We start from the raw sequence: 12,313 nt of genomic DNA, 5'->3' as shown, positions 1-12,313 counted from the left end.
AAAACTAAACTTTTTTATCTTTTTTCTTATCCGGAATCTCGTCCTTTTTAACAGTCACTCTATCACCCGGATTCAGATCTTTGGTAACCGTTGTATAGGGTCCTACAATGATAACATCGCCTTTTTTCAGTCCGCTTACAATTTCAATATTGGTATCATCCTGAATGCCGGACTTGATTTTACGCAATTCGGCTTTGTCGCCTATTTTTACGAAAACACATTCGAATTTCTTATCTGTTGATCCTTTTACTTTTTCTTTCTCTTCTTTTTCCAGTTCTTCCAGTACGTCTTTTTTACCGGAAATAGTATCCGTTTTCATTACAACAGCACTAATCGGAACTGCCAGAACATTTTCTTTTCGCTTGGTTTCAATATCAACCGTTGCAGTCATACCCGGACGGAAAGGTGAGAAATTTGCCGGTTTGCCCGCAATCAGATCTTCATACGATTCTTTTAATATTCTCACTTTAACTTTAAAGTTCGTTACCTGATCGGCTGTTAGTGTAGAACTTGCCGAGTTGGAAATACTGGTAACAATACCTTTAAATTCTTTTTTCAGGTAGGCATCCACTTCAATTTTTGCCGAATCCCCGATATTAACTTTAACAATATCGTTTTCGTTCACATCCACTTCAACTTCCATATTATTCAGGTTGGCCACTCTTAAAAGCTCTGTTCCTGCCATTTGCTGCGTTCCCAGAACACGTTCTCCCAATTCGACATCCAGTCTTGAGATCGTTCCGTCAACCGGTGCATAAATTGTGGTTCTGTTGAGGTTATCTCTTGCTTCTGTTACCGTAGCCGAAGCACTTTGAACGCTGTAATAAGCCGATTGCTTGGACGCTTGTGCCACTTCATAGGCCGAAACAATTTTATCCCATTCCGATTTGGAAATTACGCCTTTGGTAAATAATTTTTTATTTCTTTCATAGTTGGCTTTCGCTTCCTTAACCTGTGCTTCCGCCTGGCTTAATCCGGCTTTTGATGTAGACAGTGACGCTACCGTTCTGTTTAATCCCGATTCGTATAAATCCGGATTGATCTTAACCAGCAGGTCGCCTTTTTTTACTGTCTGCCCTTCTTTAACCGACAGCGCAATAATCTCTCCCGATACTTCGGATGAAATTTTCACTTCTACTTCCGGTTGTATTTTTCCGGTTGCCGAAACAGTTTCAATAATGGTCATCTGATTTGCCTGAGCTACTTCTACCTCAGTTCCTTTGTCTTTATTCCCGATGACACCTTTTTTACTTAGTATTAACAACAAGGCAACAACAGCTACGACACCTCCTATTAAAAGAAATTTTGTACTCTTTTTCATGATTTTTTAATTTTGAGTGATCGGCATTCCAAAATAGAATTCTAATATTTTCGTTCTGAAGATATAATCATATTTTGTTCTCAATACTTCCGACTGTGCATTTACAAATAAGGTTTGCGCTTGTGTAAAATCGAAAACATTCATTAAGCCAACTTCATAACGTTCTTTTGCATAATTGAATGATTCCTGTCTTGCTTCTAAGGTTGAAAGCGCCGCTTCATAGGATTTTAACGATCCTTTTGTATCGGTATAAGCCGTATAAACCGTTCTTTCCAAATCCAGTTCCTGTTGTTCCAGGTTGATTTTGGAACGTTCCAAAGCAACTTTTGAACGCTCTACATTATTTCGAACCGACAAACCGTTCAGGATAGGAACATTTAAAGAGAAACCGAAATTTTGTCCTTTGTTATCGCTAAACTGATCCAACACCGGAGCCGGGCTCCCTAAAATCGGGCGGTAATTATTCTGTAAAACGCTTAATCCGTTTTCGGTAAAATATTGTGTTGCTATGGTCGGGTTGTTAGGATCCTGCTGATAGCCCACTACTCTGTCTGCATAAGCCGCACGGGTACTGAAACTATAGAATCCCTGCAAGGTAGGATGGTATTTTCCTCTTGCGATAGACAGATCTTTTTCGGCAATCGATACGTTTGCTTCCGCTATTTTAATATTCGCTCTGGTTTCCCTTGCTTTTTCAACAATCTTTTCCGGTTCTTCCATCATCACACTGCTGTTTTTCACCGGTGTTTCGTTATCCACGATATCAAATTCCCTGAAACCGTCTAATTGCAGCAATTGCGCCAGACTTAAGCGGGAGATCAACAACGCGTTCTCACTGGCAATCAATTTCTGATTGTCTGCCATTACCGTTGCTTTGACATCCAGAAGATCACCTTTTGGCACCACTCCGGCATCAACAAGCTCCTGTGTTCTTTCCATCTGCTTGGTATCGTACGCCAGTTGCTCTTTCTGAACTTTCAGATTTTCTTTATTGAACAGGATCTGCAAATAGGCATTGACAATGTTTAACGACACGTCTTCCTGCATTTTCTGCAATTGATACTGTGACGCAATTATGGATAGATTGGCTTTTCGGAGTTGGTTCTGGTGTTGTAACCCTTTATAAATATCGATTCCTACGTTAAGCCCTGCAGAAGTAAACTGAACGGTTTGGTTTTCCAAAAGTCCTGTTGTAATATTCTGGTTCAAACCAACGTTCCATGAGTGGGAAGCCTGACCGTTAATTGTCGGCAGGAAACTACCATAAGCATCTTTTCTTGATATATGTGCTACCTGTTGATCTAAAACGGATTGTTTGATAGAAATATTCTTCTCCATTGCGTGGTTAACGCACTCTTCTAAAGTCCATTTTTTAGTTTGTGCTTTCGCTTGAATTGCCACCATCGACAAGCCCAAAAACAGCAATGTTGTACTCTTCATATCGTTTATTTTCCTACAAATATATAATTTCTGTTAGCATATCACTGCTATTTTTATTATGATTAGACGCTTTTCTTTAACAAACGTTACAATTTTATTTCAATAAAAACCTACTTTTACCGAAGATTTTTAGACGAACCCACTATGAAGCCTTTTTTTTCATTCATCGCTGTTTTTATCTTCGCGATGTTCTTTAGCAATTGCAGTACAACAAGCAGAATAGACGCCTTAAAACCGGAACCCAGCGACAACAAGCCCGCTGTTTTTGAAACCACCACTTCTTTCATCAGCTTACCGGTTGACATTCCTTTAAAAGAAATTGAAAACCAGTTAAACAAATCGTTAAACGGTTTAATTTATAACGACAGTATTCTGGTTGATGATAAAACCGAGATGAAGATCTGGAAACAGGCTCCGATCAAGTTAACAGAAAAGGACGGCAAAATCCGTTCGGTACTGCCGCTTAAAATCTGGGCTAAAATAAAATACGGAACGGATTTCCTGGGCTTAAACGATACCAAAGAAATCAATTTAAACGGGCAGATCATCTTATTGAGTGATGCCAAATTATCCAACTGGAAACTGACAACATCTTCTGTAATTGAAGATTTCGAATGGAAAGATAGCCCGAGTATCGTTGTTGGCGGAAAAAATGTCCCGATCACCTATGTGGTCAATCCGACGATACGCCTTTTTAAAGCCAAAATCGCCAGGACAATTGACGATGCCATCAACAAAACAACCGATTTCAAACCTCAGGTATTAGCAGTACTTGAAAAAATAAGCACGCCTTTTAAAACAAGTGAACTATATGAAACCTGGTTTAAGGTTGCTCCGACAGAATTATATGTAACCGATGCCGTACTTTCAAAAAGCAAGATCACGATGGATATGGGACTGAAATGCAAAATGCAGACCATCGTCGGACAGGAACCGTTAAACACTTTTAAAAAGGAGTCGATTGTTTTAAAACCGGTTTCAAAAATGCCGGATAAAATAGAAGCTACCGTTGCGGCTGTTTCGACCTATGAAAGTGCTTCCCGTATTATTACCAAGAATTTCCAGGGCAAAGAGTTCGCCTCCGGAAGCCGGAAAATTGTGGTTCAAAAGGTCGATTTATGGCATAAAGACGGCAAGATGATTATTGCCCTGAGCATGACCGGAAGCATCAACGGAACCATTTACCTTTCCGGAATACCCAATTATAACGCTTTGACCAAAGAGATCTATTTCGACCAGATGGATTATGTACTTAATACAAAAGGCATACTGACCAAAACCGCCAACTGGTTAATGCAGGGTCTTATTTTAAGCAAAATACAGGAAAGCTGCCGCTATTCTATTAAGGAAAACCTGGAAGAAGGCAAGAAAAACATGCTGCCGTATTTAAACAATTATTCCCCGATGAAAGGTGTTTTTGTGAACGGCAAGCTAAATGACTTTATTTTCGATAAGGTAGAAGTAACCGATAAGGCCATTATTGCTTTTATTAAAACTTCCGGACAAATGAGCATCAAGATTGACGGAATGGAGTAACATCCCGTTTACACCATAAAAAAAAGCAACCTGATCGGGTTGCTTTTCTATTTAATTCGTTTCCGGCTGTTTGACTTTCTTCCTCGTCTTTAACCGGTAAATAGCATATCCTAAAGCACCCACAAGGACATAAGGGATAATCATCAGGTATACAATTCCGTCATTTACCGCTTCCGCCTTTACACCGCCTTCTTCACTTTCCAAAGCAGCCCGGCACATTGCGCATTGTGCACTGGCACTAAATGAAGCCGCTAAAAACAATACTGCTATAAAAACAGACTGCAGGGAAAAAGCGCTTTTCTTTTTTTGTAGTTCTTTAGTGTGCATAATATGGTGAAATCATAAGGTAAACAATCACTCCGGTAACAGCAACATACAACCACATCGGGAATGTTATTTTCGCAAGCTTTTTATGTTTATCAAAACGCTCTGCCAAGGCTCTCACATAAGTAACCAAAACAAACGGTATGATAATTACCGACAGCAGGATGTGCGTTATCAATATAAAGTAATAAATATACTTAATAGCACCTTCTCCTCCAAACTTCGTAGAATCCGAAGTCATGTGATAGGCCACATACATTGCTAAAAACGCAACAGAGCACGCTATAGCCACTTTCATCAGGTTTTCATGCAGACTTCTCTTTCCGTTTTTAATCGCCATAACAGCGGCAACCAAAACCACAGCGGTAACACCGTTTATCGTGGCATAAATTGGCGGCAGGAACGATAGCGGTTCCACATCATACCCTAACTTTCGTAAGTTAACCCCAAAAAGCAAGGCTACCACAAGCGGAATAGCAACTGACAATACTACGATCCACTTATTATATTTCTTTTCAACTGAATTCTCCATTACTGTTATTCTTCTAATAATTTTTTGATATCTTCTTTTATTGCTTTTACTCCTGCTTCTTCCAATCCGTCATAATATAAAATCGGGTTGTCAAAGCTGTCTTTGCGGCATCGGATGTTTCCTTCTTTGTCCACCAAGGCAAACAAACCGGAATGTTCAAATCCTCCTGCCTGCTTATCATTTTCACCGGCATACAGGTTAAATCCTTTTAAAGCCAAATCGTAAATGTATTTTTTATCGCCGGTAAGAAAGTGCCAATTGTAATTTTTAACGCCCAACTGGGTCGCATGTGCTTTTAAAACAGCCGGAGTATCATGAGCCGGATCGATTGTAATGGATGCAATACCGAATTTCGGATTGCCATAAAACGCATCCTGCAGCTTTAGCATGTTCTGATTCATAATCGGGCAAATCGTCGGACAGGTTGCAAAAAAGAATTCCACCACATAAACCTTTCCTAAATAATCTTCGTTGGATATTTTTTTATTGTCCTGGTCAATCAGTTCAAATTTCGGAACCGGGCCGATAACGACTAAATCTGCCTTCTGAAATTTATTCAGGATTTTAGGAACTACCCAAATACCAAAAATTAAAACAATAAACGAAATCCCAATGTATGACTTGTTCTTCATAATATATGATTTAAACGTGACAAGATAACCGGCAAAGACAGCTGTTGCTAATTACCTTCAGATGATTATATTTTTCTTTTGTTATTTTTTTTGAGTGCCAGGCGGTATTCTGCCAGAATGATCTTAACATCGTCACTCATTTCATTGTGAAGGTCGGCAGCTGAAATGGTGTTATAACCTTCTTTGTATTCGTCTTCTCCTTTTTTGTTTTTCCCTTTCCGGCCTCTGAGGTTTAAATCTTTATCGATGATAAAAACATTTGGCGTTCTGAGTTTGTCGTCCAGCTTGCCAACCAGTTTCAGGGAATTGTAGTAGGCCTGGATTTCCTCCGGTTTGGCAAACACATAATGCCACACCGCTAAATCGGAAATACCGCTAAGTTCACTTTTCAATTGCTTTGCCTGATCTTCTGTTCCTTCCGGAGCAATCATCACCACCTGAAAATCGGTAAACTCTCTGTTCTTATTATAAATCTTCTGGTCCAGGTTAAAAGCGTCTCCTTTGTTATACAGCATTTCCGAACCCGGAAAGCCAAGAATGGTGATTTTCTCTTTCATCTGAACTTTTTCGCCATCCAGCGATTTCCAATCGGAAAGTTCTTTAATGTTAGGGGTAACGGTGGGTAATTTAGCGAAGCTGTTCACACCGGAAGCGAAGAATAAATAAGCACAGATGGGAAGTGCAAAAAGAACCGTAAGAACAATATATTTTTTCATTATGTAAGGCCTTTATTTTGTGAGTACAAAAATAAAAAAAGGCGGTTGAATAACCGCCTTTTTTATAATTTAATATGCTATTAAAAAATCCATTTATATTCAGAATTTTTAAACACATCAAAGATATAATTACCTTCTACTAGCAAGATGAACACTAAATAGATAATTAAAAAAACTAACGGTCCAACTATTGACCATCTAAAATTACTTTTTTCTCCTTCAAGGTGCATAAAAGCCCACATAATATAGTATGCTTTAACAACAGTAAGAATTATGAAAATCCAGTTCAGTAAGTTCATAGACAGTAAATCTGTCATGTACAATGAATGTGGTTTTATAATACCTAAAATAACTTCTACAGTTGTGATGATGGATAGTAATCCGAAAACAACCCAGATTCTTTTTGTATTTGATTCGTGTGTATGTGCCATGATATTCTTTTGTAATAAATTATACTAAATAGAAGAATGTAAATACGAACACCCAAACTAAATCTACAAAGTGCCAATACAATCCAACTTTCTCAACCATTTCATAACTTCTTCTTTTTTCGTAAGTTCCCAACAATACATTAAAGAAGATCAAGATATTAATCAATACTCCTGTAAATACGTGGAATCCGTGGAATCCTGTGATAAAGAAAAAGAAGTTTGCAAATAATTTATGCCCGTATTCATTTCTGATCAGGTTCGCTCCTTCAACAACATACTTAACGTCGTCTAATTTTTTAAGCGATTCTTCTCTGGATAAAACCGTTTTAACTTTATCCTTAGTATTGAATTCTGAACGGATTAAGATATCCGGATTTGCTTTGAAACCTTCTACAACTTCCTGAACCGAATAGGTAGGAACCGAAGATTCTTTCATAAACCAGGTACCTTTATCTCTTGTTAATTGCTCTCTTTCTTTTGGAAGGTGTGCTGCAAAATCAGCTAATGCCACACGTTTTCCGTCTTTATCTACAAACTGAAGGATAGAACCTCCTTTTGTTTCTACCGCGCCATACGTTCCCTGAATGAAGTTTTTCCACTCCCAAGCCTGAGAACCTAAGAATATAAAACCTCCAACGATCGTTAAAAGCATATAAACGGCAACTTTTGTTTTCTTTAAGTGATGTCCTGCATCTACCGCCAATACCATGGTTACAGATGAGAAAATTAAGATGAAGGTCATCAATGCCACATAGTACATTGGTGCATCCACTCCGTGCAAGAACGGAAAGTGATTAAAAACTTCGTCCGCAATTGGCCAAGTTTCAATAAATTTAAATCTTGAAAAACCGTAAGCTGCCAAAAATCCAGAGAATGTTAAGGCATCTGATACGATGAAAAACCACATCATCATCTTGCCATAACTCGCTCCCATCGGTTCATTTCCGCCGTCCCAAGTTTTTCCATTAGTAGCTGTTGTAGTAACTGTCGCTCCCATTATAAAGTTATTAGTTAAAAAGTTCCCAAATTTACATTTTTTTTCTATTTGTAGAAATAGAAAAATAAAAACAAATACACCCAAAGAAAATCCAAAAAGTGCCAAAACATCGCACCAAGCTCAATTCCAAGGGTTTGACCTGAATTGTATTTTTGTTTAAAATGATTATAAATTATAATTAAAAGTGCTATCAACCCTCCAAATAGATGGGCTAAATGCACGATAACTACCACATACAAGAATGACGTTGTGATCGTACTTTCACTTCCGGTAAAGAAATACCCGCTTTGAATTACCTGATCAAACCCCACAAACTGCAAAACAACAAACGCAATCCCTAAAGCAAGCGTTAGCAGCAGAAAATTGGAAGTTGCCGCTCTGTTGTCTTTCTGAATGGCTTTTTTAGCCAAATGAAACGTTGCACTGCTCAACAGCATTACTACCGTACTCGCTATAAAAGCACTTGGAAGCGTAAAATCCTTTAACCAATCCGGTCTGGATTTACTAATCACGTATGCACTTGTTAAGCCTGCAAATACCATAACGATGCTAATCATAGCAAACCAAAGCAGCATCTTGAATGACCTTGCTTTTCTATCGTTATGTTCCTGAACTGACATTTCCATATAATTAACGTAAAAATTTATCTATAACATAAATCAGCTGCAACAATGAAATATAAGTAACGCTAACGAGCATTAATTTTCTTGCTGCTTTCTCATCCATTTCCTTGTACAGCTTCACAGCATAATACAACATCCACAATCCTAAAAGCAATACAAACCCGGCGGCTACATAACTCAATTTCAAATCACCGGTAAATCCTACTACCGGAATTAACGAAGCCACAATAAGCCATACCGTATACAAAATGGTTTGTAAAGCGGTTTTCTTATCCTGTTTCCCTGTAGGCAACATAAAGAAACCGGCTTTCTCATAATCTTTATACAAGAACCAGCCAATAGCCCAAAAGTGAGGAAACTGCCAGAAGAATTGTATTAAAAATAACGTTCCCGCCTCTATACCAAATTCATTTGTTGCGGCTACCCATCCTAACATAAAAGGGATAGCTCCCGGAAAAGCACCCACAAAAACCGATAGCGGCGTCATGGTCTTTAACGGTGTGTAAACACTGGTATAAAGAAAGATTGAAATCGCCCCGAACATTGCTGTTTTAGGGTTGATCGTATACAGGATTGCCAATCCGATCACCGTTAGTACAGCACCTAAAATAAAAGCCGACTGTTTGGTGATTCTCCCTGATGGCAACGGACGATTTTTTGTTCGGTCCATTAAAGCATCCAGGTCTTTTTCTATAATCTGATTGAAAACATTTGAGGCGCCAACCATACAATACCCACCAATACCAAGCAAAACAAAGGTCATCCAGTCAAAAGGAAATTCAGCGGATACACCCAACAAATAACCTACTATTGATGAAAAAACCACACTAATCGCTAAACCAGCTTTAGTGATTCCCTTAAAATCAGTAAATAAAGAAGTGATTGAAATTGATTTTTCTGAAGCGTTCAAAGCAGTTTTCATTATTATTTCTAAAAACGGTGCGCAAATATACTCCAAAATTTACTTCTCATCAAAAGTATACTCTTAAAATCAATCTTTAACAGCACTTTTAACAAAAAAGAGGAACCCGGCAGGCTCCTCTTTTTAAATATTTCTTTTTTTGTGATTACGGTTTTTCAAGAATGGTTTTCAAATCTTTCAGTCCGGCATCTAAAGCACCACCCAATTCTTTGTCCATATCCATAAACAACAGCATCAGATTCATCGGATAGTTCATCGTTCCTTTAAAACCCCATTTCACTTTTGTTTCATTCGGACTAACGGTTTCCGTTATCATATAAGCATTATCTTCTGCCTCAAACGGCTCTTTAAAGCGCAGTTTCATGTCGATTCTATCCCCGTCCACTATGTTTACGATTTCCTGTTCTCCTTTACCGACTTCTTTGTCACTACTGTCCCAGGCTACCACAAATCCTACTTGTCCGTCATTCCCTTTATAATCTTTTTTCATTGCAGGATCCTTCTTGTTCCAAACACTGTAATTATCCTGATTTTTAACAAACTTCACGTAGTTAAAAACTTCGGCTTTAGGCTTATTGATCACAATCGCCCTTTCTACCGCATACTCTTTTTTAACAAACAATCCCGCTATTAAAAGCAAAACGATTATTCCGATAAAAAAGAAAATAAGTTTTTTCAAGATTCTCATATCACATTATTTTCTGGTTACTTTTTAAAAGTACAAAAAAATATTAATAGTCATAGTACCAATTGAACAAATCCGCCCTTAAGCCAACTGAAAACCAGGTTGTTGAATTTTTAAGCGTTGTAGCGGTTTCCGCCATCGGATCAAAGTTTCTATAGATGATATTTCCGAAGAATTTCAGATTCATTGCCGGATTGACCAGATACCCGGCCTGGAAGTCGCCAATCAGCACATTGGTTTTATTCCCCTGTCCTGTAACCACACCCGAATCATACGGTCTGTTTTCGTCATAATTTCTATAAATATTCCCTCCGTAGTTAAAGGTATTGTCGGCAGTATTGAAATCCAGACCTCTTTGTCCGTAAATCAGTTTGGCATCGGCAAACCATCGCCCGTAATAATATTTTGCGATCGCTACGACTTCTTTAAAGTTTCCACCCCACAAATGCCCCATGCTTTGGTTGTTATGCCCGTAATTGGTCAGCACATTGCTGTGTGCATAAACATAAGGGCGAACATGGTTGTATTCCAGCTGCAGCAACAGGTTTTTAACTTTAAAAGCATCATAATATTTTGCACCCAGCTGAAAGCCGTATTTATTTTTCCAGCTGTCGTTACCTTCTTCAACGTCTCCTAAAGAAAATTCATCTAACAGAAACTGCCCGTAAAGATTAAACTGGTTGCTCAGCTTGTATTTCGACGTTAATCCCAACACGGCATTTCCGCTTTTTGAAGAAGAGGAGAATTCAACCGCACGGTAAAAAATAATCGGGTTGACAAAATTGAAATCAAATCCACGGTCGTTGGTATTGCTCCAGATCACCGATTCGAAAAATCCTAAATTAAACCGTTTGGTAACATTCCAGCTCAAATAGTGGTTTGCCATGTATTTTGTAGCATAGGTTTTCTCGTCGGTCACCTCGTTACGCACATCTTTCAGCCACATATAGGTGTTTGTATATTTGATCTTCCAGAAGGTGGTATTGATCTTAAAGTACGGATACGGACTTGCCGCATCACTAAGCAGCAACGAGCGGTAACCGTCGCCAATAAAGTTTCTTCCGTAACCCAGTTGCAGGTTGATGAATTTATTGGGCGTATAGGTCAGATTTGCTTCCGCCATCGGGAAGTCATAAGCATCTGTCCGGAATTCTTTTGCAATACCGATACCCGGAATAATTGCCGGATTTCCGCCGGAAGGTTTTATGGATTCTGCATAGGCATTGTAATAATCGGCAAAACGTCCCTGACTTTCATAAACCGACGTCGAGAAACTAAGCTGCTCGCCAATGGCTCCCTGAACCTGAAGTCCGCGGGTATTCACATAAGTATATTTTAAATCACTACCGAAATCTTTCCCCAACCGCAGGTCGAAAATAGGATTTATCGTAAACCAATAATCCTCACCCTGGATCGCTGCCATATTTTCATTCCACAGCTTTCTTCCCCACCAGGAGGTTTTATTTTTCAGCAGCTTTCGCTGTTCGGCTTCAAAATCATAGTATTTCGCCACTTCCGCATAAGAATATGGTTTCGATGCCGAGTGATTATTGCTTCCCACCTGATTTACAGCCGCATCAAAAACCATATAGTTCTGATGGGTAAACGGGATGTTCAGGTTGCTTTTGAATTGCGGGTTTTGAAATGGTTTGCTCACAATTTTGTCAAACTCCTCCAATTCCTTATTCACATCCGATGTCTTCCTGAACGTACCGGCAACAGCAGTACTGCCCGGCATGGCCGGTTTTACCAGCGGTATGGCAATGTGAATGGTATATTTGGCATAGGTTGGTTTTCCGGCATATTTTGCCGGCTCCACTTTATCCAAAGCGGCGAAAACACGTTTGGTTTCTGCTGTTAGTTCCGGGAAAGCGGCATCGATATACAACGGTTTAAAAGCACCGGTTGTATCCACTTCAAAAAGCGCGATAACCGTTCCTTTATAGTTTTGCTGTACCAGTTCGTCCGGAACTTTAAAGTTATTATAGAAAAAGTCCTGCACCTGATGGTTAAAACAGGCTTCTTTGTTTTCCTGCGCAACTTCTTTACAGGCTTTAAAAACAGGATACTGCTCTCTCGACATTGTCTGAGAAAATGTTTTGCCATTCATTAAGAACAACAGGAACACACACCAAAAATACCTCATTAACAATG

The 12,313-nt window shown here is 38.9% G+C and carries 13 protein-coding genes; 1 reads left to right on the top strand and 12 read right to left on the bottom strand.

The features are described 5' to 3' along the window. Nucleotides 1–4 precede the first annotated feature (4 nt). Entirely contained in the window at nt 5–1,321 is a 1,317-nt protein-coding gene (locus HW120_RS05495; protein WP_177731722.1) for an efflux RND transporter periplasmic adaptor subunit, read from the bottom strand. A gap of 6 nt (nt 1,322–1,327) precedes the next feature. After that, the gene (locus HW120_RS05490; protein WP_177731719.1) at nt 1,328–2,761 is read right to left on the bottom strand and encodes a TolC family protein; all 1,434 of its coding nucleotides are present in this window, start codon (nt 2,759–2,761) and stop codon (nt 1,328–1,330) included. Between the two features lie 144 nt (nt 2,762–2,905). On the opposite strand from HW120_RS05490, the gene HW120_RS05485 reads away from it, so the two are divergent. After that, a complete protein-coding gene (locus tag HW120_RS05485) occupies nt 2,906–4,297 on the top strand; it encodes a DUF4403 family protein (RefSeq protein ID WP_177731716.1) in 1,392 nt (463 codons plus the stop codon). A gap of 51 nt (nt 4,298–4,348) precedes the next feature. Here the strand turns inward: HW120_RS05485 and HW120_RS05480 are convergent, their stop codons facing one another. From HW120_RS05480 to HW120_RS05435, 10 genes are all read right to left on the bottom strand, one after another. Further along, a complete protein-coding gene (locus tag HW120_RS05480; protein ID WP_246297039.1) occupies nt 4,349–4,624 on the bottom strand; it encodes a hypothetical protein in 276 nt (91 codons plus the stop codon). Further along, nucleotides 4,614–5,153, bottom strand: coding sequence for a DUF420 domain-containing protein (locus HW120_RS05475; protein WP_177731714.1), 540 nt, complete (start codon nt 5,151–5,153; stop codon nt 4,614–4,616). Before HW120_RS05475 ends, HW120_RS05480 begins: the two co-directional genes overlap by 11 nt. 5 nt (nt 5,154–5,158) lie before the next feature. Beyond that, nucleotides 5,159–5,785, bottom strand: coding sequence for an SCO family protein (locus HW120_RS05470; protein ID WP_177731711.1), 627 nt, complete (start codon nt 5,783–5,785; stop codon nt 5,159–5,161). A 65-nt stretch (nt 5,786–5,850) separates the two neighbouring features. Further along, nucleotides 5,851–6,501, bottom strand: coding sequence for a hypothetical protein (locus tag HW120_RS05465; RefSeq protein WP_177731708.1), 651 nt, complete (start codon nt 6,499–6,501; stop codon nt 5,851–5,853). An 80-nt stretch (nt 6,502–6,581) separates the two neighbouring features. Further along, nucleotides 6,582–6,932, bottom strand: coding sequence for a cytochrome C oxidase subunit IV family protein (locus HW120_RS05460; RefSeq protein ID WP_177731704.1), 351 nt, complete (start codon nt 6,930–6,932; stop codon nt 6,582–6,584). 19 nt (nt 6,933–6,951) lie between these two features. Next, nucleotides 6,952–7,929 carry a cytochrome c oxidase subunit 3 gene (locus HW120_RS05455; RefSeq protein ID WP_177731701.1) on the bottom strand — a complete coding sequence of 326 codons (978 nt, stop codon included), beginning with the start codon at nt 7,927–7,929 and terminating at the stop codon, nt 6,952–6,954. A gap of 44 nt (nt 7,930–7,973) precedes the next feature. Next, a complete protein-coding gene (locus HW120_RS05450) occupies nt 7,974–8,555 on the bottom strand; it encodes a cytochrome c oxidase subunit 3 (RefSeq protein ID WP_177731698.1) in 582 nt (193 codons plus the stop codon). A 4-nt stretch (nt 8,556–8,559) separates the two neighbouring features. Further along, the gene (cyoE, locus tag HW120_RS05445; RefSeq protein WP_177736193.1) at nt 8,560–9,462 is read right to left on the bottom strand and encodes a heme o synthase; all 903 of its coding nucleotides are present in this window, start codon (nt 9,460–9,462) and stop codon (nt 8,560–8,562) included. Between the two features lie 157 nt (nt 9,463–9,619). Then, the gene (locus tag HW120_RS05440) at nt 9,620–10,162 is read right to left on the bottom strand and encodes an SRPBCC family protein (protein WP_177731695.1); all 543 of its coding nucleotides are present in this window, start codon (nt 10,160–10,162) and stop codon (nt 9,620–9,622) included. 43 nt (nt 10,163–10,205) lie between these two features. Next, nucleotides 10,206–12,305 carry a gliding motility protein RemB gene (locus HW120_RS05435; RefSeq protein WP_177731692.1) on the bottom strand — a complete coding sequence of 700 codons (2,100 nt, stop codon included), beginning with the start codon at nt 12,303–12,305 and terminating at the stop codon, nt 10,206–10,208. Nucleotides 12,306–12,313 lie beyond the last annotated feature (8 nt).

Origin of the sequence: Flavobacterium inviolabile, from assembly GCF_013389455.1 — a bacterium.
Classification (GTDB): Bacteria; Bacteroidota; Bacteroidia; order Flavobacteriales; family Flavobacteriaceae; genus Flavobacterium; species Flavobacterium inviolabile.
This window is presented reverse-complemented; position numbering and strand designations above follow the sequence as displayed.